The organism is Roseateles sp. GW821-FHT09G09, assembly GCF_059415965.1.
This window is the reverse complement of record NZ_JBWKOG010000008.1, coordinates 178,758-204,095: the sequence shown is the minus strand read 5'-3', so window position 1 is coordinate 204,095 and position 25,338 is coordinate 178,758. Positions and strand designations below refer to the sequence as shown.

The window sequence follows — 25,338 nt, the reverse complement described above, 5'->3', positions numbered from 1 at the left end:
CATGAAGGAAAAGCTCGCCCGCGGCGTGCTGTGGCTCAGCGGCGCCAAGATCCTCGTCAACGTGCTGGGGCTGATCAGCACGCTGGTGCTGGCCCGGCTGCTCACGCCCGAGGACTTCGGGCTGGTGGCCATCGCGATGACGCTGATCGCGCTGCTGCAGTCGGTGACGGAGATGTCGCTGTCCGCCGCGCTGATCCACCACCAGGCGCCGACCGACGACCACTTCAACAGCGCGTGGACGATGAACGCGCTGCGCGCGCTGCTGCTGGCCTCGGTGCTGGGCATCGCGTCGCCCTTCGTCGCCGACTTCTACAAGGACCCGCGCCTGCTGCCGGTGCTGCTGCTGCTGTCGGGCTCGATGGCACTGGCCGGACTGAACAACCCCAAGCAGGTGGTGCTCACGCGGCGCCTGGAGTTCTGGCAGGAATTCGCCGTGCTGGTCACGCAGAAGCTGGCCGGCTTCCTGGTCGGCGTCGGCATGGCGCTGGTCTTCCGCAGCTACTGGGCGTTGGTGGCCGGCACGCTGGCCACGCAGATCGCGGGGCTGATCGTGTCCTACTGCGTCGTGCCGTTCCGGCCGCGTCCCTCGCTGTCCAAGGTGCGCGAGCTGTGGTCGTTCTCCGCCTGGGTCACGCTGAGCTACATCCTCAACACGATCAACTGGAAGCTGGACCACCTGCTGATCGGCACTTTCATCAGCCCGAAGGCGCTGGGCATCTACACCGTCGGCGACAACCTCGCCGGACTGCCGACGCGCGAGACCATCGGTCCGCTGGAGCAGGCCCTGTTCCCCGGCCTGCGCCAGGTCACCGACGATCCCGAGCGGCTGCGGCGCACCTATGCGCGGGCGCAGGCGCTGATCACGATGATCGCGTTGCCGGTGGGCTTCGGCGTGGGCGCGCTGGCGCGGCCGCTGGTCGAGCTGGTGCTCGGGCCGAAGTGGCTGGAGGCCGTGCTCATCGTGCAGGTGCTGTCCTGCGTCTTCGCGGTGCAGACCATCAGCTCGGCCGTGCATCCGCTGGCGATGGCCAAGGGCAAGACGCGCATGATGTTCGGCCGCGACGTCTTCGGCTTCTGCCTGCGCGTGCCCATCATCCTGGTGGGCATGTGGTGGGCCGGCATGGTCGGCATCGTCTTCGGCCGCATGGTGTCGGGCACGCTGGGCGTGTTCATCAACGCGACGCTGGTGCGGCGCCTGATCGGCCTGACCATCCGCCAGCAGCTGTTCAACAGCTGGCGGTCGCTGCTGAGCGTGGCCGTGATGTGGAGCGCCTTGACCGCGACCGTGCACCACTGGCCGGTCTACGGCGGCGCCCTCGAGCGCGCCGGCTGGCTGGCCGGATTGGGGCTGGCAGGCGGGGCGACCTACCTCGCCCTGCATTTCGCGCTCTGGGGCCTGGCGGGCAAGCCCGCCGGCGCGGAGCAGGATTTCATCGAACTCGCCGGCAAGGCTGCCGGCAAGCTGGGCAAATTGATTCCGATCGGAAGGGAAGCGACGTGACGGACACGACCGACTACAGGCGTTTGATCGAGGACCAGGCCGCGCGCTCGGCGCAGGCGCTGTCGCGCTTCGTCAGGACGGGCCAGGACTTCGCGCTGGTGGATTTCCCCGACCACTACAACGTCGGCGACAGCGCCATCTGGCTGGGCGAGATCGCGCTGTTCAAGCGCCTGCTGGGCGGCGCGCCGAGCTACGTCAGCACCGTCGAGAGCTACTCCAAGGAGGCGCTGCGCCGCGCCGCGCCGACCGGCCCGATCTTCATCCACGGCGGCGGCAACTTCGGCGACATCTATCCGAAGCACCAGGACTTCCGCATCCGGCTGATGACGGACTTCCCGGACCGCGACATCGTCCAGCTGCCGCAGTCCATCAGCTTCAGCGCGCCGGAGGCGGTGGCCGCCACCGCGCAGGCGATCGCGAAACACGGCCGCTTCACGCTGCTGGTGCGCGACCAGCCCAGCCTGAATTTCGCCCGCGAGCATTTCGTCTGCCCGGTCGAGCTGCTGCCCGACATGGCCTTCGGCATCGGCCCGATCGAGAAGCCGGTGTCGCCGAGCTCGGCGATCTTCATGCTGCTGCGCGAGGACACCGAACGGGCCGACTACGACCGCGAGCCGCTGCTGCGCCGCCCGGACGCGGTCGCCGCGGACTGGGTCACCGAGCCGCAGCGCTTCCACCGCCTGTGCACCTGGCGCAGCCGCATCGCGATGGCCGGCAAGGGCGGGCTGGCGTCGCCGCAGGGCACGCTGGACCTCTACAACCGCCTGGCGCAGGGTCGCGTGCGGCGCGGGCTCAAGATGCTGGCCTCGGGCCGCGTCGTCGTGACGGACCGGCTGCATGCCCACATCCTGTCCACGATGATGGACATCCCGCACGTGGTGCTGGACAACAGCTACGGCAAGATCGCCGGCTACATGGCCGCCTGGACCGGCGTCTATCCGAAGGTGCGCCGCGCCAGGACCTCCGACGACGTGCTGGCCCACCTCAAGGCATGGGGTTTGTGATGAGCCCGACGCCTACCGGCATGACGCCCACGGGCATGACGCCCACCGACCTCGACGTCAGCGTCGTCATCTGCACCCGCAACCGCGCGCGGCAGCTGGCGGAGGTGCTCGACTCGGCCACCCAGCTCGAGGTTCCCGACGGGCTGCGCTGGGAGCTGCTGGTCGTCGACAACGGCAGCAGCGACGACACCGAGGCGGTGATCCGCGGCTTCGCCGACCGGCTGCCGGTGCGCTACGCCCGCGAGGACACGCCGGGCCTGTCCAACGCGCGCAACCAGGGCGTTCGCGCGGCGCGCGGCGCCTACCTCTGCTGGACCGACGACGACGTGCGCATGGACCGCCGCTGGCTGGCCGCCTATGTCGAGGCCTTCCGCCGGCATCCCGAGGCGGCCGTCTTCGGCGGCCGCGTGCTGCCGCGGCTCGAGGGCGGCGGCGCGCCGCAATGGTTCATCGACGAGCACCTGAAGTACCCGATCGCCAGCCCCATGGCCTATCGCGACCTCGGCGACGAGGAACTGGCGCTGAGCTTCACCGGCAACCGCGTGCCTTACGGCGCCAACTTCGCGGTCCGGACCGCCGAGCAGCGCCAGGCGTTGTACGACCCGGAGCTGGGCGTCTCGCCGACGCACAAGCGCCTGGGCGAGGAGGTCGACGCGCTCTACCGCATGATGAAGGCCGGCGCGACCGGCTGGTGGGTGCCGGGCTCGCGGGTGCACCACCTGATCCCGCCGGGCCGCCAGACGGCGGCCTACATCTACGAGTACTACTTCCTCGCCGGCGCGACGACCGCCCACCTGAAGGCGCGCCGCCCGACCGACAACTACCTGATCGTCGACGGCGACGTGCCGTCCGACCTCGGCCTGTCGCGCTGGCGCTGCTACCGGCGGGGGCTGCGCCGCTTCCTGGCCTATCGCACCGCGCGCCGGCGCGGCGACCTGCGCTGGATCTCCGACCTGGCCGACCTGGGCTACTACCTGGGCATGGGCTCCTACGGCGGGTCGGCGGAGAAGACCTTCCTCGGACTGAAGACCCGCTTCGAATGAGGACCGCCGCGTCATGACCCGCAAGATCCTGTTCGTGGCGCCGGTGCCGCCGTGGCCGGCCGACTCCGGCGGCGCGCAGCGCAGCTTCCTGCTGTACCAGGCGCTGAAGCGGCTGGGCGAGGTCGACCTGGTGCTGATCACCGCCAACGAGATCCCCGGCGACACGCTGCGCGCGCTGCGCGAGGACTTCGGACTGAAGGCCGTGCTGCGGCCGGATCCGGGGCTGCTGACCTTGCGCCGCCTGCACTTCGGCTACGGCCGCATCGGCGTGAACGTGTTGCGCCTGACGCGCTGGCTGCTGGGCAGCCGCGACACGCTGTACCGCAGCGGCTCGCTGGCCCGCGAACTGCGCGCGCTGGTGCGCGCCGGCGGCTACGACCTGGCCGTGGGGCGTTACCTGTGGACGGTCGTGCAGAGCGGCGTGATCGACGAGCTGCCGACCTGGCTGGATTTCGACGACCTCGAGTCCGAGGTCTGGCAGAGCCGCGCCGACGAGGCCGGCAGCCGCCTGCTGAAGGCCTACTACCGGCAGATCGCCGACAGCTACGCGACGCGGCAGCGCCAGCTGGCGCGCCGGCTGGCCGGCGGCTGGGTCGCCAAGGCGCGCGACGCCGGCCGGCTCGACCGGGCCGAGCTCGGCGTGCTGCCGAACATCCCGTTCGCGAACTACCCGCGGCCGGCCGCGCCGCTGCCGTACGAGGGGGGCAGCATCGGTGACGGCAGCGGAACGCTGAACGTCATCGGCGTCGCCGCCTTCGACTACCGGCCCAACCTGCTGGGCTTCGACTGGTTCGTCACGCAGGTCTGGCCGCGCGTGGTCGAGCGCTTCCCGCAGGCGCGCCTGAACCTGGTGGGCAAGCTCAAGGACGAGGACGCCGCCGCGCGCTGGCGCCAGGTGCCCGGCGTCGTGCTGCACGGCCGCGTGCCGGAGCTGCCGCCGTATTACGCGTCCGCGCTGTTCGCGGTGGCGCCGGTGTTCCAGGGCGGCGGCACCAACATCAAGGTGATCGAGGCGCTGGTCTACGGCCGCTGCTGCGTGGGCACGCCGCACGCGCTCAAGGGCTTCGAGGGCCTGGGCGGCCTGCACGAGGGCGCCGACGCCGAGGCCTTCGCCGCCCGCTGCCTCGCGCTGCTGGCCGCGCCGGCCGACTGCGTCGAGGCCGGCCTGGCGGCGGCGCGCGGCGCGGCCGACCGGTTCTCGTTCGCGCACTTTGCCGATGAGGTCGCCCGGACGCTGGAGGCGCCGCGGGCGCCTTCCGAACAGGCTCACGCCGCCAGGGCGGATCGCCTCAAACCGGTTCAAGAACCCCCCGGTTGAGGGACTCCGCGCCCTGACGTGGTGCGATGCGGTGCGATCTACTATGCGCGTGAAGACGCCATGAAGATGGCGGCGCATCGCGCGCCGCAGCCGCACCCGGCCAGGCGCTGTCGGAGGTTTCCCGTGAACGCAGTGACCCCCGCGCCGGCCCCGGCAGGACGCGACACCGTCGTCGCGCCGCAGCCGTTCCCGGAGCCGACGGGCGCAGTGCCGGCCGTCAGCGTGGTGGTCCCGCTCTTCAACAAGAAGCACCACGTCGGTCGCGCGATCGAGTCGGTGCTGACGCAGAGCTGGTCCGACCTCGAGCTGGTGGTCGTGGACGACGGCTCCAGCGACGGCGGCGCGGCGGTCGTCGCGGCTTACGCCGATCCGCGCCTGCGGCTGGAACGCCAGCCCAACGGCGGCGTGTCCGCCGCGCGCAACCGCGGCGTCGCGCTGAGCCGCGCGCCGTGGGTCGCCTTCCTCGATGCCGACGACGCCTGGACACCCAGCTTCCTGACCGACGTGATGGCGCTGGCGGCCGGGCATCCTGAGGCTGCCGGCGTGGCGCTGAACTACGAGATCGTCTCGCCGGGCGGCGGCCGCGCGCTGGGCGTGGACCCGGCGGCCGCGCCGGCGCAGTTGCTGGATCCGCTGGCCTACTTCCGCATCGGGCGGCATGCGCCGCCGCTGTCGTCGTCGTCGGTGGTCGTGCGCCGCGAGGCGTTGCTGGCGGCCGGCGGGTTCCCGGTCGGCGTGCGGCTGGGCGAGGACATCGACACCTGGCTCCGGCTGCTGTTCCGGGGCGGGGTCTACTTCGATCCGCGACCGGGCGCGCAGTATTTCGTCGACGCCGCCAACCGCGCGCTGAACACGCATGCGCCGCCCGCGCGCTATGCCTTCTTCGACACGATCGAAGGCTGGCTCCGCGCGCATCCCGAGCGTGTCGAGGAGCGCCGCGAAGCCGAGGAGTTCATGAACTTCTTCCGCCTGCTGCATGCGCGCCACCAGATCCGCTGGGGCGATGCCGACGTCGGCCGGCGCCTGCTGGCGGAGATCCGCACCACCGTCCACCGCGGCGAGAAGCGCCGGCTGCAGGTGCTGAGCCACCTGCCGCGCGGCTGCTACGACGGGCTGGCAAGGCTGAAGCGCAGCCTGTTCCCCTGAGGCGGGCGGGGCCGCGCGGCCATGCCTGGCCGTGTGCTCCCGTGTGTGCCTGGGTGTGCCCGGGTGTGCCTGCGTGGCGCGAAGGCGGGGAACCAGGCCCCTGTCATGCGCACGAGGTATACAGCGCCCTGCGCCGCGCGCCGTCAGGCCCCTGAACGAGCGGGGGCTCCGGCGCGGTGCACGGGCCGGGGTGGTGGAGAATCGGCGCCGTTCCACCCCGGAACTCGTCGGAACCAGGCGCCGCGTGGCGCGCCGGTTCGACCCAGACTGCAGGAGTGCGCTTGAAAGTTCTCGTGACCGGAGCCGCCGGCTTCATCGGCATGCATGTCAGCCAGATCCTGCTGGCGCGCGGTGATCAGGTGGTCGGCCTGGACAACCTCAACGACTACTACGACCCGACCCTCAAGCACGCCCGCCTGGCGCGCCTGAGCGGCCAGCCCGGCTTCGAGTTCGTGCAGATGGACGTCGCCGACCGGGCCGGCATCGCCGAGCTGTTCGCCAAGCAGAAGTTCGACCGCGTCGTGCACCTGGCCGCGCAGGCCGGCGTGCGCTACTCGCTGGTCAACCCGCATGCGTACATCGAATCCAACATCGTCGGCTTCACCAACATCCTCGAAGGCTGCCGCCATGCGGAGGTGAAACACCTCGCCTACGCGTCCAGCTCCAGCGTCTACGGCGGCAACACGCACATGCCCTTCAGCGAGCACCACGGCGTGGACCACCCGGTCAGCCTGTATGCCGCGACGAAGAAGGCCAACGAGCTGATGGCCCACACCTACAGCCACCTGTTCAACCTGCCGACGACGGGACTGCGCTTCTTCACCGTGTACGGCCCCTGGGGCCGGCCGGACATGGCGCTGTTCCTGTTCACGAAGGCGATCCTCGCGGGCGAGCCGATCAAGGTCTTCAACCACGGGAAGATGATCCGCGACTTCACCTACATCGACGACATCGCCGAAGGCGTGGTGCGCGTGCTGGACCGCACCGCCACCGCCGATCCGGCGTATGACCCGGTGTCGGCCGATCCGGCGCGCTCCAACGCGCCGTACCGCGTCTTCAACATCGGCAACCACGCCCCGATCCCGCTGATGGACTTCATCGGCGCGATCGAGCAGGCCGTCGGCCGCGAGGCGGTCAAGGAGTTCCTGCCGCTGCAGGACGGCGACGTGCCGGCCACGCACGCGGACGTCGAGGAACTCGCCGCCTGGACGGGCTTCCGTCCGGCGATGCCGGTGCCGGAGGGCATCCGCCGCTTCGTCGCGTGGTACCGCGATTACTACAAGGCCTGAACGCCATCCCGGCGGACTGCGCTGAGCTGGACACCTTCAAGAGAGACGCAAGATGAAAGTGACGACGATCGGCACCGGCTACGTGGGCCTGGTGACAGGCGCGTGCCTGGCCGAGATGGGCAATCACGTGGTCTGCCTGGACGTGAACGCCGAGAAGATCCAGGTCCTGAACGATGGCGGCATCCCCATCCATGAACCGGGCCTGGACGCGATCGTCGCGCGCAACGCGGCGGCGGGCCGGCTGCAGTTCACCACCGACGTGGACCTGGCCGTGAACCACGGCACCGTGCTGTTCATCGCGGTCGGCACGCCGCCCGGCGAGGACGGTTCGGCCGACCTGCAGTACGTGCTGGCGGCGGCGCGCTCGATCGGCGAGCGCATGACCGACTACAAGGTCATCGTCGACAAGAGCACCGTGCCGGTGGGCACCGCCGACAAGGTCCGCGCCGAGATCCGCGCGGCCCTGCAGGCGCGCGGCGCCGACGTGAACTTCTCGGTCGTCTCCAATCCCGAGTTCCTGAAGGAAGGCGCGGCGATCGAGGACTTCATGAAGCCTGACCGCATCGTCGTCGGCTCCGACGACGAGCAGGCCACGCTGATGATGCGTGCCCTGTACGCGCCGTTCACGCGCAGCCACGACCGGTTGATGGTGATGGACGTGCGCAGCGCCGAGTTCACCAAGTACGCCGCCAACGCGATGCTGGCCACGCGCATCAGCTTCATGAACGAGCTGGCGCTGCTGGCCGAGAAGGTCGGCGCCGACATCGAGCTGGTGCGCCGCGGCATCGGCTCCGACCCGCGCATCGGCTACCAGTTCCTGTACGCGGGCGCCGGTTACGGCGGCTCGTGTTTCCCCAAGGACGTGAAGGCGCTGGTGCGCACCGGGCGCGAGTACGGCCAGGACCTGAAGGTGCTGAACGCCGTCGAGGACGCCAACGAGCACCAGAAGCGCGTGCTGGTCGACAAGGTCGTGCGCCGCTTCGGCGAGGACCTGTCCGGCCGGCGCTTCGCGCTGTGGGGCCTGGCCTTCAAGCCCAACACCGACGACATGCGCGAGGCACCGGCGCTGGTGGTGATCGAGGAACTGACGCGGCGCGGCGCGGCCGTGGCGGCCTACGATCCGGTGGCGATGAGCGAGGCGGCCAAGCTGCTGAGCCAGGTGCCGGGCGTGAGCTTCTGCGAACGCGCGGACCATGCGCTGCAGGACTCCGACGCGCTGATCCTCATCACCGAGTGGAAGGAATTCCGCACGCCGGACTTCGACCGCATCAAGGCCGAGCTCAAGCAGCCGGTGGTCTTCGACGGTCGCAACCTGTACGAGCCCGCGCTGATGAAGACGCTGGGCATCGAGCACCACGCGATCGGTCGCGGCACGACGGCGCCGACGGACACCCCGCCCGTTTGAACCACGCATCCCTGCGACAAATGCTGCAGGGCCGGTGACCCCCACGTTTGAAGCCACGAGGGGCGTGTCCCTGGCGTGCAGATTGCTGACCCCCAGGCACGCCTGAGCGTCGCCCAGGCGCATCCACCCTGCCTGGGAGTCCGCGAGATGAGCCGTACAGCGAGCCTGGAGTCGAACGAGGAATTCGTCAGCATCCTGATGCTGACCTACAACGCACCGGAATACGTCGAGATCTCGGTGCGCAGCGTGCGCGAACGCACCCGGGGAGTGCGCTACGAGCTGGTCGTGCTCGACAACGACTCCCAGCCCGAGACGCAGGCGCTGGTGCAGCGTCTGCATGAAGAGGGGCTGATCGACAAGCTGCGGCTGCTTGATCGCAACTCTTTGTTCGCCGAAGGCAACAACCTCGCGTCCGAGATGGCCGATCCCGCGGCCACGCATTACCTGCTGCTCAACAGCGACATCGAGGCCCACGACCCCGATTGGCTGCGGCATCTGCTCGACGAGCACCAGCGCGGCATCACGGCCTACGGCGTGGCGCCGGACCCCGATCGCGTGGACGGCTACTGCCTGCTGATCGACGCCGATCTCTACCGGCGCTTCAAGCTGGACGAGGGTCACCAGTGGTGGTGGGCCGTGACCAAGATGCAGGCCCTGGTGCTGGGCGCCGGCTTCCCGGTCCGCGGCTTCGCCGAGCACGAGCAGTACCTCCACCACTTCGGCGGCAAGAGCGGCAGCGGCTTCAAGAACGCCAAGGGCATGAACGTGTCGCGTGAGGAAGTGATGGGCTGGTTCGCCGACCTGCGGCCGGTCGTCCTGGACCGCAATGCCGACGGCAGCCTGCCGGGCCCGCGCCATGTGGCAGTGCCCGAGGCGCCGCGCTCGCTGATCAGCCGCGCCAAGGGCAGGTTGCGCCGCCTGCTGGGCACCGTGACCTCGCAGTGACGGTCCGGCGATGAGCCGTTGATGCACGGATGACGCGCCGTTACCTGGGAAGGATCCAGTAACGAGTCCGGGAGCGCGCGTTGCTGGCCCCTTCCGCTTTGGCGGAGGAGCGGTAATGAGTACAACAACCGGCGGTGGCGCGGATCACCATGTCGGATCCCTGGACGGACTGCGTGCGCTGGCGGCGCTGTGGGTCTATCTGTCGCACGTGGCCTTGCTGACCGGGATGCGCATCCTGCCGGTGCTGTCCTGGGGCGACATGGCGGTCGACCTGTTCATGATGATCTCGGGCTTCCTGATGGCCCACCATTACCTGCATCGCCGCGATCGCGAGCCCTGGTCGGCGCCGGCCACCTGGCGGGCCTTCTGGCTGCGGCGCTTCTTCCGGATCGCGCCGGCGTATTACCTGTTGCTGATCGTCGCGCTGCTGATCGGTCCGTGGCTCGGCGAATGCCGCACGCTGATCGCCGGGCCGTTCCCCGGCACGACGACGCCCATCGAACGCTACACCGACGCCTCGCTCGCCAACATCGCCGCGCATGCGAGCTTCGTGTTCGGCGCCTTGCCGGCCTACGCGTTCCGCACGCCGCTGCCGGACTGGTCGATCGGCCTGGAGATGCAGTTCTACGCGGTCTTCCCCTTCCTGATGCTGCTGATCGGCGTGCGCGGCCGCGCAGTCCGTCTGGCGTCGGCCGTCGCGCTGGCCTTCGCCGCCTGGTGGCTGTTCCGCGGCTACGGCGCGCGCTTCGAGATGCCGGCCTTCCTCGGCCTCAAGTTGCAGGTCTTCCTGATCGGCGTGCTGCTGGCCTACGGGCGTCGCGGCGGCTTCTCGCCGGTGTCGGCGGCCTTGATCGCGGGCATCGTCCTCTTCGAGGCCTGGCGCCAGGGCGGCGTGCATGGGGCCTGCTTCGCGCTGCTCGTGATCGGCTTCGGCCTGCTGGTCGCCGGACCGGCGCAGTCGCGGTCGCTCGCGCGCGTGCGCGCCGCGCTGTCCACGCCGCTGGCCAGCCAAGCCGGCGAATACGCGTACTGCCTCTACCTGATCCACCTGCTGTGGCTGATCCCGGTCGCGGGCCTGCTGACGCTGCAGCCCTGGTACCTGGAACTCAAGGGCGTGCTGCGCTTCCTGGCCTGCATCGCGCTGAGCCTGCCGCCCACGCTGCTGTGCTGCGCGGCGATCTACCGGTTCGTCGAGACGCCCGGCATCCGGCTGGGCAAGCGGCTGGTCGCCGGTCGACCGGCGCTCACCGCACCCGCCGCAGCGCATCCCTGACACGCCAGCGCAGCTTGTCCGCGAAGGTCTGCGGCTGGATCGGCGCCGGCCGCGGCCGGTTCGCATGGACCTCGGCGTGGCCGACCTCGCGCCAGCGGCCCTCGAGCGCCCGATGGGCGATCTCGATGTCCGCGTCGACCACGGCGCGGTTCTCGGGGAACAGGTAGTAGGTGAAGCGCGGGTCGCCCGCGGGCATCAGGTCGACGTTGGCGTACTGCAAGGGGTTCATGAAGCCCGACAGCGGCATGACGACGCGCTCCGCGCGCGACAGCCAGCCCGCCAGCCATGAAAAGGTGCTGACCGCCATCACGATGTGGCGCGATTTGGCGATGACCGAGAAGTCGTGCACCGCGCCGCGGCTGGCCACGAACTCGGCGCCGGGGAAGGCCTCGCGCAGGCTGCGCACGTAGCGGCTGTCGTCGAGCTGTCCGAGGAACACGGGCCGCAGCCCGTTCTCCGCGACCAGCTGGCGATAGAAGGACACCGGCAGCACCGTGTATTCGGGATGCACCGCCTGCAGGATCTCTCCCGCACGCACATTGATCAGCAGCACGTCCGCGCCATAGCCCTCGGCCTGCGTCAGCAGGGGGAAGTGGGCGCGGGCCGCCTCGACCGGCGGCAGGTTGCCGACCTGGGATGAATAGAAGTTGAGCTCCACCCGATCCGTCCCGCGACGCGCGACCTGGGCCGCGATGGCGTCGACATCCAGGACGGCCGACCGGTTGGACGTGTAGCGCAGCCGGTGGTGCCAGGTCAGCTGCGGGATCGGGGGCAGGTCGATCTGCCATTCGCCGATCCGGACGTTGGACAGCTCGAATCCCGGCAGACGCTCGCGCAGCGACAGGGCCGCGAGGTACTGCAGCATCTTGTTCCCGAGGTTGCCCGGGGCGAAATCCATCTCGATGACGCCTCGCGGCGCCGTCGTCGTCTGGTTCATGGCGAGCTCCCTGACCGTGCGCCCGGTCTCGGCGATGCGTCGCCGCCGATACACCCGGTCACAGGCGTTAAGGATATGCATGGATGCAGTGATTGCCAGCGTTGTCATCCCGCTGTCCCCTCAAACGGGCGAGCGGCACGCCAGACCCGCTCTCAGGGGGGCGCGTGTCCGCGTCGCGGGTCGCGATGGGATACTCCCAGCTTCCCCTGGAAGCGATTCACATGGTCAAGATCAACCACATCGAAGTCGACAACGCCAAGCCCTTCGTGCTGTTCGGCGGCGTCAACGTGCTGGAGTCGGAACAGTTTGCCGTCGACGTCTGCGGCGAGTACGTCCGCGTGACGAAGGAGCTCGGCATCCCTTACGTCTTCAAGGCCTCGTTCGACAAGGCCAACCGCTCGTCGATCAAGAGCTACCGCGGCCCCGGCCTCGAGGCCGGCCTGAAGATCTTCGAGGCGGTCAAGAAGGCACACGGCGTGGCCGTGCTCACCGATGTGCACGAGCCCCACCAGGCGGCCGAGGTGGCGTCAGTGTGCGAGGTGCTCCAGCTGCCGGCCTTCCTGGCCCGCCAGACCGACCTGGTGATCGCGCTGGCCCAGACGGGCCGGGTCATCAACATCAAGAAGCCGCAGTTCGTCAGCCCGCCGCAGATGAAGAACATCGTCGAGAAGTTCCAGGAAGGCGGCAACCCGAACGTGATGCTGTGCGACCGCGGCGCGCAGTTCGGCTACGACAACCTGGTCGTCGACATGCTGGGCTTCGGGGTGATGAAGCAGGTCAGCGGCGGCAAGCCGGTGATCTTCGACGTGACCCATGCGCTGCAGCAGCGCGAGTCCGGCGCCGCCGCCTCCGGCGGCCGCCGCGGTCAGGTGACCGAACTGGCCCGCGCCGGCATGGCCATCGGCCTGGCCGGGCTGTTCCTGGAGGCGCATCCGGATCCGGAGAAGGCGCTCTGCGACGGCCCCAGCGCGCTGCGGCTGTCGCAGCTCAAGCCCTTCCTGGAACAGGTCAAGGCGGTGGATGATCTGGTGAAGGGCTTCCCGGCGCTGGATACGCACTGAGGGTCGCGGCGACGGCGGGCAGATCGCCGACCCCGGTGCCCGCCGCGGACGTCGCAGGCGCCATGACCGCCACGCCCGTCTGGATCTCCCGCAGCCACCGGCACAGCCGGTCGGCGTAGTGCGCGAAGGTCATTTCCGCGGCCAGTTGCTGCCCCGCACGCGCCATCGCGTCGCGTGCCTCGCGGTGGGCTGGGTCCTGCATCCAGTCGATGGCCGCGCGCATCGCGGCCGCGTCGCCGGGCGGCACCACCAGCGCATGCACGTCGGCCATCAAATGGTCGCGCACGCCCAGCGTGTCGGTCACGATCAGCGGCTTGCCCAACGCCAGCGCGTTCAGGTAGGTCTGCTGGCCGACGCTGCGGCCGTCGACCGGCAGCAGCGGCACGATGACCACGTCGCTGCGCATCATCGACAGGAAGAAGTCGCGCTCGCTCAGCGGACCCACGCGCGCCTGCGGCGGCATGCCGGCCACGACGTTGGACGTCGCGACCGTGAACCTGCCGCCCGCGCCGGTCGCCGCGGCGGCCAAGGTGCCGTAGTCCCGCAGCGAGTTGCCGCCGGCGAAGAATCGCGTCGGCGCGTCGAGGGCGTGCGCGTCGACCCCGGCACCTTCCCGGGCGATCTGCTCCTGCAGCCCCGGCATCATCGCCAGCGGCAACTGCGAGCAGAACGCGGTGAAGCGCGCCGCGCCGGGGCGCAGCCCGGCCTCGACGGTGACGATGTCCGCCTCGGCCGTCGACAGGAACCCGTAGTGCGTGTGCGGTCCGCGCGTCAGCCGCAGCAGCGTGCGGAGGAACCAGGCGTAGAGCGGGAAGGCGAGTTTCGCGCGGCTGTTGAGCGGCACCGCGCGCGGATGCCAGGTCGCGTCGGAGATCAGCACGCCGACGGCGCGTTTCGCGACGCGCAGGTAGATCGCGAGCAGCATGTCGAACCACAGGTCGCGCGCCCCCAGCGCGCCGTTCAGCAGGATCGCGTCGCCCGCCTTCAGTCCGCGCACGGCGCGGAAGACACCGCGTCGGCCGTCCCGCTCCCGGTGCAAGACGGTCACATCCGGGTGCAGCCCCGGTTTCTCATCGCACCAGATCGTGCTGTACAGCGCCATCGCCGGCGTCCTCCACGGAAATTCCGAAGGAAGACTCGCAACTTCCAGGCCATCGAGGGCGTCGCCAGGCCCACGGATCGCCGACGCCCCGCGCTTGAGGGGGCGTCGCGGAGGCCGGCAGAGGCGCTCAGACCGAGGCGTTGATGCGGGGCGTCGGGCCGGTCTGCAGCGGCAGCTGCGACTGGATCTCGCGCAGCAGTGTGCACAGGCGCGCGGCGTAGTGCGCGAAGGTCATCTCCGACGCGAGCGCCAGGCCGTTCTGCGCCATCGTCGCGCGCGCGGTGCCTTGCGCCGGCGCCAGCATCCGCGCCATCGCCTCGCGCAGCGCGGCCGGATCGTGCGACGGCACGATCAGCGCATGCAGGTCGCCGACCAGGTGGTCGCGCACGCCGATGACGTCGCTGACGATCAGCGGCTTGCCCAGGGCCAGCGCGTTCAGGTAGGTCTGCTGGCCGACGCTGCGGCCTTCGGTGTGCCACATCGGCAGCACGACGATGTCGCTGCGCGCCATGTCGCGGAAGAAGTCGTGGTGGCTGCGTCCCGCCGCGCGCACGTTGGGCGGCAGCGGGCCGAGGTCCTTGGTCGTGGCGATCTCGATGTCCGCGTCCAGGCCGGTGGCGGCTTCGACCAGCGACGGGTAGTCGCGCAACGCGTTGCCGCCGGAGAAGATGCGCGGGCGACGGTGCCCTGCGCTGGCCTCGGTCTGCGCGCACAAGCCGCGCAGTTCGTCCAGGATCTCCAGCGGCAGTTGCGAGCAGAACGCGGTGAAGTGCGCCACGCCCGGTCGCAGGGCGGCTTCGCGCGCCACCAGGGCGACCTCGGCCGTCGACAGGAATCCGTAGTGCGTGTGACGGCCACGGCTCAGCAGCAGCAGCATGCGGTGCAACAGCGCGTAGGCCGGGAACAGGACGCCGGCGCGACTGTCGCCGGGCAACGCACGCGCGTGCCAGGTCGCGTCCGCGATCAGCATGCCCACGCCACGACGGAACCAGCGGATGTAGATCGCCAGCAGCATGTCGAACCAGAGGTCGCGGGCGCCGAGCGCGCCGTTGAGCAGGATGGCGTCGCCGGCCACCAGGTGGCGGACCTTGCGGAAGACGCCTCGGCGGCCGATCCGTTCGCGGTGCAGGACGTGCATGTCCAGCGGCAGGCCGGGCTTCTCGTCGCACCAGATGGTGCTGTACAGGGTCATCGTTCTCGCTCTCCGAGTCACGCCCGGGCAGGCGCGGTCGCGGTCACGGACCGTGCGGCCCGCGTGCCCGTCGCACTGGGGCGGTGCGATTCTTGGACGAAGCGGCGATTTTGGGGCAGTTTGAAGCGATTTCCTGCGACAACTTCACCGTTCCGGTGCGATCACCCCTCAGGTGAAGGGGCGCCGTCCGGGGCATAGGGCGCCCCGGTGCGCCTCGGCGAACCGCCAGGTGCCCGCGCTGAGGAAGACGGTCGAGGGCGGTGACTCAGCGAAGCAGGTCGTTGGCGAGCCGCCCGACGATGCGCGTGGCCGCTTGGCCGTCCCAGAGAGGGGGTTGGCGAACTTCGACGCGCGACTGGCCTTCGATCGCATCGAGTCGTCGCAGCGCCAAGACCAGAACCTGCGCCGGATCGGTGCCCGCGATCTGGTTGGTGCCCAGGTCGACCGTGACGGGGCGTTCGGTGTTGTCGCGCAGCGTGAGGCAGGGGATGCCCAGCGCGGTGGTTTCCTCCTGCAGGCCGCCGCTGTCGGTGAGGACCAGCGCGGCGCGGCGCCACAAGGCCAGGAACGGGCGGTAGGGCAGGGGCGGCAGCAGGTGAAGACCCGGCGCGGGCGTCAGGTTGAGCGCTTCCAGCCGGGCGCGCGTGCGCGGATGCACCGGGAACAGCAACGGCAACCGCGACGCCACGGTGCCCAGCGCGTCCATCAGCGCGGCAAGCTGCGCCGGATCGTCCACGTTGGCCGGGCGATGCAGCGTGACCACGCCGAAGCGACCCGCGGTCGCACCGTGGGCGCCGGCGGCCTCGAGCGCCGCCTGGGCCGCCGCGTCGGCGGCGAGTGCGTCGGCATCGCCGGCGTCTAGCCGCTGCAGCTGGAACAGCAGGTTGTCCACCATCACATGGCCGACCTCGGCGATGCGCGTGTCCGGATGACCTTCACGGCGCAGATGCGCCGCGGCGCTCGGTTCGGTCGTGAAGAGCCAGTCCGCGATCGCGTCGGTGGCGCGGCGGTTGATCTCTTCGGGCATGGTCATGTCGCCGCTGCGCAGGCCGGCCTCGACATGCGCCACCGGCACGCCGAGCTTGCGGGCCGTCAGCGCGCAGGCCAGCGTGGAATCGACGTCGCCGACGACGACGCAGGCCGCCGGCCGGTCCGCGATCACCTGCGGCTCGTAGGCCTGCATGATCCGCGCGGTCAACTGCGCATGACCGCCGCCGTGGCAGTCCAGCGAAACGTCGGGTGGCGGCAGGCCGAGCTCGTCGAAGAACACGCCGCTCATCGCGGCGTCATGGTGCTGCCCGGTGTGGATCAGCTTCCACGCGAGCCGGCCGTCGGCCCGCAGCGCCCGCACCAGCGGCGCGAGCTTCATGAAGTTGGGCCGCGCGCCCGCGATCAGATGCAGCAGCGGCGCGGCCATCGGCGATTCACGCGAAGGACTTGGCGTCCGCGAGCAGCGGCGCCTTCGCGTCCTTCTCGGCGAGCTTGAATTCGACGGGCAGCGTCGGCCAGTCGATGCCGATCGCCGGATCGTCCCAGCGCACCGAGCCCTCGGCCTGCGGCGCGTAGAGGTCGGTGGTCTTGTAGAGGAAGTCCGCCGTCTCGCTCAGCACCAGGAAGCCGTGCGCGAAGCCCGGCGGGATCCACAGCTGGCGATGGTTCTCGCCGGTCAGCTCGACGCCGACCCACTTGCCGAAGTTGGCGCTGGACCGGCGCATGTCCACGGCGACGTCGAACACCGCGCCCGCCGTGCAGCGCACCAGCTTGCCCTGCGCATGCGGCGACAGCTGGAAGTGCAGGCCGCGCAGCACGCCCTGGCTGGAGCGCGAATGGTTGTCCTGCACGAAGCGCACGTCGTACCCGGCCGCCGCATTGAACTTCGGCTCGGTCCAGCTTTCCATGAAGAAGCCGCGCGCGTCGCCGAACACCTTCGGTTCGATGATCAGCACTTCCGGCAGCGCGGTGGGGATCACGTTCATCAGAACACCTTCTCGTTGAGCACCTGCTTCAGGTATTGCCCGTAACCGTTCTTGAGCATCGGCTGCGCGAGCTTCTCGAGCTGCTCGGCCGTGATCCAGCCCTTGCGGAAGGCGATCTCCTCCGGGCAGGCCACCTTCAGGCCCTGGCGCTTCTCCAGCGTCGCGATGAACTGGCCGGCCTCCATCAGGCTGTCGTGCGTGCCGGTGTCCAGCCACGCGTAGCCTCGGCCCATGATCTCGACGCGCAGTTGCTGCTGCGCGAGGTAGCGCGCGTTGACGTCGGTGATCTCGAGCTCGCCGCGCGGGCTGGGCTGGATGTCGGCGGCGATGTCGCAGACCTGGCGGTCGTAGAAGTACAGGCCGGTGACCGCGTAGTTGCTCTTGGGCGCCATGGGCTTCTCCTCGATGCTCACGGCGCGCTTGTCGGCGTCGAACTCGACCACGCCGTAGCGCTCCGGGTCGTGCACGTGATACGCGAAGACGGTGGCGCCGTCGGTCTGCACGTCGGCGCTGCCCAGCAGGCCGGCGAAGTCGTGGCCGTAGAAGATGTTGTCGCCCAGCACCAGCGCGCTCGGCGCGCCGCCGATGAAGTCCTTGCCCAGGATGAAGGCCTGCGCCAGGCCGTCGGGGCTGGGCTGCACGCGGTACTGCAGGTTGATGCCCCAGCGCGAGCCGTCGCCCAGCAGCGCCTCGAAGCGCGGCAGGTCCTGCGGCGTGCTGATCAGCAGGATGTCGCGCATGCCGGCCAGCATCAGCGTGCTGAGCGGGTAATAGACCATCGGCTTGTCGTAGACCGGCAGCAGCTGCTTGCTGATCGCCAGGGTCGCCGGATGCAGCCTCGTGCCGGAGCCGCCGGCCAGGATGATGCCCTTGCGGGTGTCGTTGCTCATCAGGGGTCTCCGATCAGAGGATCTCGTCCAGCAGCCGGTCCACGCCGGTCTGCCAGTGCGGCAGCACCAGGCCGAAACGGTCCTGCAGCTTGTGGTTGTCCAGGCGCGAGTTCAGCGGTCGCGGGGCCGGCGTCGGGTAGGCGCTGCTGGCCAGGGCCTCGACCTGCTCGGGCTGGACCTTCAGCGTCGCGCCCTTGTCCCGCGCGCGCGTCAGCACGTGCCTGGCGTACTGGTGCCAGCTGGTCTCGCCGCTGGCGACCGCGTGGTAGGTGCCGCACAGGGCGCGGTCCTTGAGCGTCGCGCGGATCAGGTGCGCGGTGATGTCGGCCAGCAGGTCGGCGCCGGTGGGCGCGCCGATCTGATCGGCGACGACCTTCAGCTGGTCGCGCTCCGTGGCCAGCCGCAGCATGGTCTTGGCGAAGTTGCCGCCGCGCGCCGCGTAGACCCAGCTCGTGCGCAGCACCAGCGCGTCCGCGCCGGCCGCGGCGATCAGTTGCTCGCCTTCGAGCTTGGTCTTGCCGTAGGCGCTCAGCGGACCGGTGGGCGCATCCTCGAAGCGCCAGTCCGTGCCGGCGCCGTCGAAGACGTAGTCGGTCGAGTAATGCACCAGCAGCGCGCCCAGGGCCTTGGTTTCCTCGGCCAGCACGCCGACGGCGGTCGCGTTGATCTGGCGGGCGGCGTCGGGCTCGCTCTCGGCCTTGTCGACGGCGGTGTAGGCCGCGGCATTCACGATGACGTCCGGCGCGACGCGGCGCACGGTGGCGCGCAGCGTGTCGCTGTCGCCGAGGTCGCCGCCTTCGCTGCGATCCAGCGCGATCAGTTCACCCAGCGGGGCGAGGGCGCGTTGCAGCTCCCAGCCCAACTGGCCGTTCCTGCCGAGCAGAAGAACTTTCATCGCTCAGCCGCCGTACTGCTTGGAGACCCACTCGCGGTACGCGCCCGAGAGCACGCGCGCGGACCATTCCTCGTTGGCGAGGTACCACTGCACCGTCTTGCGGATGCCCGTCTCGAAGGTCTCGGCGGGACGCCAGCCCAGGTCGCGTTCGATCTTGCGGGCGTCGATCGCGTAGCGGCGGTCGTGGCCGGGGCGGTCCTTGACGTAGGTGATCAGGCGGGCATAGGGGCCGGCCGGGTCGGGGCGCAGCTCGTCGAGCAGCGCGCACACCGTCTTCACGATGTCGATGTTGGCCTGCTCGTTCCAGCCGCCGATGTTGTAGGTCTCGCCCAGCGTGCCACCGGCCAGTACCGCGCGGATGCCCGAGCAGTGGTCGGTGACGTAGAGCCAGTCGCGGATCTGCTGGCCGTCGCCGTACACGGGCAGCGGCTTGCCGGCCAGCGCGTTGACGATCATCAGCGGGATCAGCTTCTCGGGGAAGTGGTACGGGCCGTAGTTGTTGCTGCAGTTGGTCGTGACCACCGGCAGGCCGTAGGTGTGGTGCCAGGCGCGGACCAGGTGGTCGCTGGCCGCCTTGGAGGCCGAATACGGGCTGTTGGGTTCGTACGTGTTCGTCTCGGCGAAGGGCGGGTCCTCGGCCTTCAGCGAGCCGTAGACCTCGTCGGTCGAGACGTGGTGGAAGCGGAAGGCCGCCTTGGCGTCGCCTTCGAGCGCGGACCAGAACGCGCGCGCCGCCTCGAGCAGCGTGAAGGTGCCCTCGACGTTGGTGCGCATGAACGCGCCGGGACCGTGGATGGAGCGGTCGACGTGCGACTCGGCGGCGAAGTGCACGATCGCGCGCGGCCGGTGCGTGCTCAGCAGCTGGTCGATGAGCGCGCGATCGCAGATGTCGCCCTGGACGAAGACGTGACGCGGGTCGTCCTTCAGCGAAGCGAGGTTCTCGAGGTTGCCCGCGTAGGTGAGCGCGTCGAGGTTGACCACCGGTTCGTCCGAGGACTTGAACCAGTCGAGCACGAAATTGCTGCCGATGAAACCGGCGCCGCCGGTGACGAGGATCGTCATGGAACTTCCCTGAAACGTGATGACGCCACGCCCCTGTCGGAGGCTGCGGCGTCGTTCGGATTACAAGCGCCAGACCCTCAGGCCGGCGGCGCGCAGATTGTCGCCGTCAAATGCGGCCTTCACGTCGATGAAGACCCCGCCGTCGACGAGCTTGGTGGCGAGTTCGCCGGCGCTCAGCGCCTTGTATTCGCGGTGGGCGACGGCCGCGACGATGGCGTCGGCGCGCGGCAGGTCGTCATAGGCGTGCAGTCGCACGCCGTATTCGTGCATGGCCTCGTCGGCCTCGGCGGCGGGGTCGGTCACGAAGACTTCCACGCCGTAGCTCTGCAGCTCATGGATGATGTCGATCACCTTGGAGTTGCGCAGGTCGCCGCAGTCCTCCTTGAAGGTCAGTCCCAGCACGTTGACCTTGGCGCCCTTGACATGCGAGCCGGCGGCAATCATCTGCTTGATGGTCTGCTCGGCGATGAACTTGCCCATGCCGTCGTTGATGCGGCGGCCCGCCAGGATCACCTGCGGGTGGTAGCCGAGCATGTCGGCCTTGTGGGTCAGGTAGTACGGGTCCACGCCGATGCAGTGGCCGCCGACCAGGCCCGGCTTGAACTTCAGGAAGTTCCACTTCGTGCCCGCGGCTTCCAGCACCTCGGAGGTGTCCAGGCCGATGCGCTCGAAGATGATCGCCAGCTCGTTCATCAGCGCGATGTTGAGGTCGCGCTGGGTGTTCTCGATGACCTTGGCCGCCTCGGCCGTCTTGATGCTGGACGCCCGGTGCACGCCGGGCACGATGATCTTCTCGTAGGTCTTCGCGACGATGTCCAGCGTCTCGGGCGTGTCGCCGGAGACGATCTTGAGGATCTTCGTCAGCGTGTGTTCCTTGTCGCCCGGGTTGATGCGCTCCGGGCTGTAGCCGACGAAGAAGTCCTGCTTCCACTTCAGGCCGGACTCCCGTTCCAGCACCGGGATGCAGACCTCCTCGGTCGCGCCGGGGTACACGGTCGATTCGTAGACGACGACCGCGCCGCGCTTCATGTGGCGCCCGACGCTGGTCGACGAACCCACCAGCGGCCTGAAATCGGGGATGTGGGCCTGGTCCACCGGCGTCGGCACGGCGACGATGATGACGTCGGCCTCGGCCAGGCAGGCCGGGTCGCTGTGGTACTCGGCGTGGACGGCCGCCTGGACTTCCGCGTCGGTCAGCTCGCGCGACGGATCGGTGCCGGCACGGCACTTGGCGACCTTGTCGACGGCGATGTCGAAGCCGATCGTGCGTCCGTGCTTGCCGAACTCGACCACCAGCGGCAGTCCCACATACCCCAACCCGACGACGGCGATCACGGACACAGTCTTCTCCAATTCTTTCCGAGGACGGCTTTGTATCCGAGTTTCATCCGACTTTCGTGTCGCCGCCGCCATCGTCCCCCCGGGTGAGGGTCAGCGGTCCGTGGTCAGTTCCGGCCGTAGGTGTCCTGGTAGCGGACGATGTCGTCCTCGCCCAGGTAGGAGCCGGACTGCACCTCGATGATCTCCAGCGGCACCTTGCCCGGGTTGGACAGGCGGTGCACCTGACCCAGCGGGATGTAGGTCGACTGGTTCTCGGTCAGCAGCAGCGTCTTGTCGCCGTTGACGATCTCGGCCGTGCCCTGCACGACGATCCAGTGCTCGGCGCGGTGGTGGTGCATCTGCAGGCTCAGCGAGGCGCCGGGCTTGACCATGATGCGCTTGACCTGGAAGCGCTCGCCCATGTCGATGCTGTCGTACCAGCCCCAGGGGCGGTGCACCTTGCGGTGCAGGTTCTGCTCGTCGCGCTGCGAGGCCGTCAGCTGGTTGACGATCTTCTTGACGTCCTGGCTCTTGCTGCGGTCGGCGACCAGCACCGCGTCCGGCGTCTCGACGACGACGATGTTGTCCAGCCCCACCGCCGACACCAGCCGGCTGGTCGCGTGGACCAGCGTGTTGCGGCTGTCCGCGATGATCGCGTCGCCGCGGCTGGCGTTGCCGGATTCATCCTTGTCGGCGACCTGCCAGACCGCTTCCCAGGCGCCGAGATCGTTCCAGCCGGCGTCCAGCGGCACCATGCGCAGCGAGATCGCGCTGCCGGGGCAGCGCTCCATCACGGCGTAGTCGATCGACTCCGACGGCACGGCCGCGAAGGCCTCCTTGGCCGGCCGCACGAAGGCGCCGTCCACGGCCTTGCCTTCGAAGGCGATCCGCGTGGCCTGGGCGATGTCGGGCCGGAACTGCTGCAAGGCCTGCAGCCAGACGCTGGCGCGCAGCACGAACATGCCGCTGTTCCAGTAATAGCCGCCCTGGTCGAGGTACTTCTGGGCGGTCGCGGCGTCGGGCTTCTCGACGAAGGCCTCGACACGCAGGCCCGCGCCTTCGGCGCCGGCGCGGATGTAGCCGTAGCCGATCTCCGGCCGGTCGGGCGTGATGCCCAGGATCACGATCGCGCCGTCCCGCGCCTGACGCACGGCGTCCTGCAACGCGGCGGTGAAGGCCGGGCTGTCGGTGACGGTCTGGTCCGCCGGGGTGACGACGAGCACCGGGTCCTCGCCGCCTTCGAGCGCCTGCAGCGCCGCCAGCGTGATGGCCGGCGCGGTGTTGCGGCCGACCGGCTCCAGCACCACGGCGCCGGGGGCGAGCTTCTGTTCGCGCAGCTGGTCCAGCACCATGAAGCGGTGCTCCTCGTTGCCGACGACGATGGGCGCGTTCACCGCGATGTCCTCGGCGGACAACGCGGCCAGGCGCTCGGCGGCCTGCTGGAACAGGCTGTTGTTGCCGCTCAGCACGAGGAACTGCTTCGGATAGCCGGCGCGCGAAAGCGGCCACAGCCGCGTGCCGCTGCCGCCGGCCATGATCACCGGTTGCACATCGATCTTGTTCGAGGTCTTGCTCAAGTTACTGCTCCCTGCCAGTCGCGCAGCCGGGTCGGGCCGCGCCAGTTGAATTGGAAATCGGATTGTCGCGGAGGCTGTCGCGACCGCGGCGACCGCGGCGACCGCGGCGACCGCTCAGCCGTCGAAGCCATTGGGATTGGCCGACTGCCAGCGCCAGCTGTCCTCGCACATGCGCTGCAGGTCGAAGCGCGCGGTCCAGCCGAGCTTGTCGCGCGCCAGCGCCGGATCGGCGTAGCAGGCGGCGACGTCGCCGGGGCGGCGGGCGACGATCTCGTAGGGGATCTCGCGGCCGCTGGCGGCGGCGAAGGCGTCGACCAGCTCCAGCACGCTGTAGCCGCGGCCGGTGCCGAGGTTGACCCAGATCGACTCGTCGCCGCGCAGCAGGAAGTCCAGCGCCGCCACATGGCCCTCGGCCAGGTCGACGACGTGGATGTAGTCGCGCACGCCGGTGCCGTCGGGGGTGTCGTAGTCGTCGCCGAAGACCGACAGCTTCGCGCGTCGGCCCACGGCCACCTGCGTCACGTAGGGCATCAGGTTGTTGGGGATGCCGCGCGGATCCTCGCCGATGCGGCCGCTCTCATGGGCCCCGACCGGGTTGAAGTAACGCAGGCAGGCGGTCTGCCAGCGCGGATCCGACGCGCCCAGGTCGCGCAGGATGCCTTCGCCGATCAGCTTGGTCGCGCCGTAGGGGTTCACGGCCATCAGGTCCGCGTCCTCGCGCAGCGGCAGCGTCTTCGGCTGGCCGTAGACGGTCGCGCTGGACGAGAAGACGATGCGCTTGCACTCGTGGCGCCGCATCGTCTCGCACACGGTCAACAGGCCGTCGAGGTTGTTGCGGTAGTAGCTCAGCGGCTTGGTCGTGGATTCGCCGACCGCCTTGTACGCGGCGAAGTGGACCACGGCCGCGGGCTGGTACTCGCTGAAGACCGCGTCCAGCGCGGCGCCGTCGCAGACGTCGAGCTTCTCGAACAGCGGCGTCTGGCCGCTGAGCTCGGTCAGGCGCTCCAGCACCTTCGGCGAGCTGTTGCTGAAGTTGTCCACGCCGACCACGCGATACCCCGCCGCCTGCAGCGCGAGCCAGGTGTGGGAGGCGATGTAGCCGGTCGCGCCGGTCAGCAGGATGGTCTCGTTGGCCATGGAGTCGGGGCTCGCGCGGGTCGCGTGCGGGAAGGTGGCGATGGATCGGAGGGTGGGGCGGTCAGTATGCGCCGGGCGGGGGGCGCGTCAGCGCAGCATCCCCTGCACGTAGCAGCCGGCGGTGTAGGCGTCGTAGGCGTAGAGCACGTTGGTGGTGTCGCGGCTCTGGTGGCTGTACTGGCAGCCCACGGTGACGTTGCGCAGCGCCTGCCAGGCCAGGCCCAGGCTGTACTGCTTGGTGTTGTCCTTGTAGCTGGTGCCGAACTGGTCGTCGTGGCGGTTCATGCGGGTGTAGCCCGCGCCCAGCTGCGCCGTGACCTTGCCGGTGAGCTGGTAGTTGAACTGCGTCTGCACCGCCGTCTGCACGCGGTTGAAGTCGGACACGCCGTTGGTGATGCCCTGGTAGTAGGTCTCGATGCCGGTGTCGCGCGAGAACTGCGTGCTCATCGACCAGCGGCCGCCCGGGCGCCATTCCCAGTTCAGCGCGCCGGTGACGCCGCTGAAGCTGTCGGACGTGCTGCGGCTGATGCGCGCGTTCAGGTTGCTGGAGCCGGTGGCGCGCCACAGCGCGGTGAGGTCGATGTCCTTGCGGTCGTACTCGAAGCCGTTGAACGGCACCTTGCCCTTGGTGTAGCGGCCCGCGACGCCGAAGCGCCATGCGCTGCTGGCGTTGTAGAGCAGGCCCAGCGACTGCGCGTCCTGGCGGAATTCCTGCGTGTCGAAGACCGCCAGCGAATAGTCCCGCGCGCGGTGGATCCAGGAGGCCTCGATCGAGTACGAGCTCAGCGTCGGCAGGCCCAGCCGCGCGATCGCGGTGGCGCTCTGGTCGGTCTGCAGGTTCTTCTCGGTCGTGGGCGCGACGGCGGTGGTGCTGTTGAAGTCGGCCAGCGTGCGCTTGCGGGTGTACTCCAGCGTGCCCGACAGGTTGCCCACGGTCTCCCAGTTGACGCCGGTGCCCAGGTCGTAGCCGTTGTTGTTGAGCCGGCTGTTGTCGTTGTAGCGGGTGTCGTTGAGCCGCAGGTTGCCGTAGACGCGCTGGCGGCCCAGGCGCTGGTCGACGCCGCCCAGCAGGCTGATCGAGGTCAGGCGGTCGCTGTTCTCGCCGGCGGCGGAACGGAACACGTTGCTGGTGTAGTAATGGCCCAGCGAGCCGCCGACGTACCAGGGGCTGCCGACGTCGCTCTGCGCCCGGCAGGGCGCGGCCAGGGTCGCGGAGGCCAGCAGCACGAACGGCAACGGCAGGCGGTGGAGTCGCTTCATCGAGG

General features: G+C 69.6%; 22 protein-coding genes. 10 read left to right on the top strand and 12 right to left on the bottom strand.

Annotation, left to right across the window (positions count from 1 at the left end; all coding sequences use genetic code 11):
* Window position 1 precedes the first annotated feature (1 nt).
* The 9 genes from AC07O8_RS21895 (at window position 2) to AC07O8_RS21855 (ending at window position 10,924) form a co-directional block, all read left to right on the top strand.
* Window positions 2-1,501, top strand: a complete 1,500-nt coding sequence (locus tag AC07O8_RS21895; RefSeq protein ID WP_495050042.1) for a lipopolysaccharide biosynthesis protein — start codon at window positions 2-4, stop codon at window positions 1,499-1,501.
* A complete protein-coding gene (locus AC07O8_RS21890; RefSeq protein ID WP_495050041.1) occupies window positions 1,498-2,505 on the top strand; it encodes a polysaccharide pyruvyl transferase family protein in 1,008 nt (335 codons plus the stop codon). Before AC07O8_RS21895 ends, AC07O8_RS21890 begins: the two co-directional genes overlap by 4 nt.
* A complete protein-coding gene (locus AC07O8_RS21885; RefSeq protein WP_495050040.1) occupies window positions 2,505-3,548 on the top strand; it encodes a glycosyltransferase in 1,044 nt (347 codons plus the stop codon). Before AC07O8_RS21890 ends, AC07O8_RS21885 begins: the two co-directional genes overlap by 1 nt.
* A 13-nt stretch (window positions 3,549-3,561) precedes the next feature.
* Window positions 3,562-4,866: a glycosyltransferase gene (locus AC07O8_RS21880; protein WP_495050039.1), complete on the top strand. Its 1,305-nt coding sequence runs from the start codon at window positions 3,562-3,564 to the stop codon at window positions 4,864-4,866.
* Window positions 4,867-4,989: 123 nt separating this feature from the next.
* The gene (locus AC07O8_RS21875) at window positions 4,990-6,012 is read left to right on the top strand and encodes a glycosyltransferase family 2 protein (protein WP_495050038.1); all 1,023 of its coding nucleotides are present in this window, start codon (window positions 4,990-4,992) and stop codon (window positions 6,010-6,012) included.
* 281 nt (window positions 6,013-6,293) lie between these two features.
* On the top strand, window positions 6,294-7,301 hold the full coding sequence (locus AC07O8_RS21870; RefSeq protein WP_297527060.1) for an NAD-dependent epimerase: 1,008 nt from the start codon (window positions 6,294-6,296) through the stop codon (window positions 7,299-7,301).
* Between the two features lie 52 nt (window positions 7,302-7,353).
* Window positions 7,354-8,706, top strand: a complete 1,353-nt coding sequence (locus AC07O8_RS21865) for a UDP-glucose dehydrogenase family protein (RefSeq protein WP_495050037.1) — start codon at window positions 7,354-7,356, stop codon at window positions 8,704-8,706.
* Between the two features lie 147 nt (window positions 8,707-8,853).
* On the top strand, window positions 8,854-9,651 hold the full coding sequence (locus AC07O8_RS21860) for a glycosyltransferase family 2 protein (RefSeq protein ID WP_495050036.1): 798 nt from the start codon (window positions 8,854-8,856) through the stop codon (window positions 9,649-9,651).
* 115 nt (window positions 9,652-9,766) lie between these two features.
* Window positions 9,767-10,924 carry an acyltransferase family protein gene (locus tag AC07O8_RS21855; protein WP_495050035.1) on the top strand — a complete coding sequence of 386 codons (1,158 nt, stop codon included), beginning with the start codon at window positions 9,767-9,769 and terminating at the stop codon, window positions 10,922-10,924.
* Here the strand turns inward: AC07O8_RS21855 and AC07O8_RS21850 are convergent.
* On the bottom strand, window positions 10,896-11,861 hold the full coding sequence (locus tag AC07O8_RS21850) for an O-fucosyltransferase family protein (RefSeq protein ID WP_495050034.1): 966 nt from the start codon (window positions 11,859-11,861) through the stop codon (window positions 10,896-10,898). The genes AC07O8_RS21855 and AC07O8_RS21850 overlap by 29 nt on opposite strands.
* 221 nt (window positions 11,862-12,082) lie before the next feature.
* Between AC07O8_RS21850 and kdsA the strand changes: the two genes are divergently transcribed.
* Window positions 12,083-12,922 carry a 3-deoxy-8-phosphooctulonate synthase gene (gene kdsA, locus AC07O8_RS21845; RefSeq protein ID WP_495050033.1) on the top strand — a complete coding sequence of 280 codons (840 nt, stop codon included), beginning with the start codon at window positions 12,083-12,085 and terminating at the stop codon, window positions 12,920-12,922.
* Here the strand turns inward: kdsA and AC07O8_RS21840 are convergent.
* The 11 genes from AC07O8_RS21840 to AC07O8_RS21790 form a co-directional block, all read right to left on the bottom strand.
* Window positions 12,870-14,024, bottom strand: a complete 1,155-nt coding sequence (locus tag AC07O8_RS21840; protein ID WP_495050032.1) for a glycosyltransferase — start codon at window positions 14,022-14,024, stop codon at window positions 12,870-12,872. The two genes, kdsA and AC07O8_RS21840, sit on opposite strands and share 53 nt — an antisense overlap.
* 127 nt (window positions 14,025-14,151) lie before the next feature.
* Window positions 14,152-15,216 carry a glycosyltransferase gene (locus tag AC07O8_RS21835; protein WP_495050031.1) on the bottom strand — a complete coding sequence of 355 codons (1,065 nt, stop codon included), beginning with the start codon at window positions 15,214-15,216 and terminating at the stop codon, window positions 14,152-14,154.
* Between the two features lie 265 nt (window positions 15,217-15,481).
* Window positions 15,482-16,633: a non-hydrolyzing UDP-N-acetylglucosamine 2-epimerase gene (gene wecB, locus AC07O8_RS21830; RefSeq protein WP_495050030.1), complete on the bottom strand. Its 1,152-nt coding sequence runs from the start codon at window positions 16,631-16,633 to the stop codon at window positions 15,482-15,484.
* A gap of 7 nt (window positions 16,634-16,640) precedes the next feature.
* Window positions 16,641-17,192: a dTDP-4-dehydrorhamnose 3,5-epimerase gene (rfbC, locus tag AC07O8_RS21825; RefSeq protein ID WP_495050029.1), complete on the bottom strand. Its 552-nt coding sequence runs from the start codon at window positions 17,190-17,192 to the stop codon at window positions 16,641-16,643.
* Entirely contained in the window at window positions 17,192-18,082 is an 891-nt protein-coding gene (gene rfbA / locus AC07O8_RS21820) for a glucose-1-phosphate thymidylyltransferase RfbA (RefSeq protein WP_495050028.1), read from the bottom strand. The genes rfbC and rfbA overlap by 1 nt, the downstream gene beginning before the upstream one ends.
* 13 nt (window positions 18,083-18,095) lie before the next feature.
* The gene (gene rfbD, locus AC07O8_RS21815; RefSeq protein WP_495050027.1) at window positions 18,096-18,977 is read right to left on the bottom strand and encodes a dTDP-4-dehydrorhamnose reductase; all 882 of its coding nucleotides are present in this window, start codon (window positions 18,975-18,977) and stop codon (window positions 18,096-18,098) included.
* Between the two features lie 3 nt (window positions 18,978-18,980).
* A complete protein-coding gene (gene rfbB, locus AC07O8_RS21810) occupies window positions 18,981-20,039 on the bottom strand; it encodes a dTDP-glucose 4,6-dehydratase (RefSeq protein WP_495050026.1) in 1,059 nt (352 codons plus the stop codon).
* Between the two features lie 60 nt (window positions 20,040-20,099).
* A complete protein-coding gene (locus AC07O8_RS21805; RefSeq protein ID WP_495050025.1) occupies window positions 20,100-21,380 on the bottom strand; it encodes a nucleotide sugar dehydrogenase in 1,281 nt (426 codons plus the stop codon).
* A gap of 104 nt (window positions 21,381-21,484) precedes the next feature.
* Window positions 21,485-22,894 (bottom strand): mannose-1-phosphate guanylyltransferase/mannose-6-phosphate isomerase, encoded by a 1,410-nt coding sequence (locus AC07O8_RS21800; protein WP_495050139.1) that lies wholly within the window; start codon window positions 22,892-22,894, stop codon window positions 21,485-21,487.
* A 156-nt stretch (window positions 22,895-23,050) separates the two neighbouring features.
* Window positions 23,051-24,073 (bottom strand): UDP-glucose 4-epimerase GalE, encoded by a 1,023-nt coding sequence (gene galE / locus AC07O8_RS21795; protein WP_495050024.1) that lies wholly within the window; start codon window positions 24,071-24,073, stop codon window positions 23,051-23,053.
* Between the two features lie 87 nt (window positions 24,074-24,160).
* Window positions 24,161-25,333: a porin family protein gene (locus tag AC07O8_RS21790; RefSeq protein ID WP_495050023.1), complete on the bottom strand. Its 1,173-nt coding sequence runs from the start codon at window positions 25,331-25,333 to the stop codon at window positions 24,161-24,163.
* Window positions 25,334-25,338: the final 5 nt, after the last annotated feature.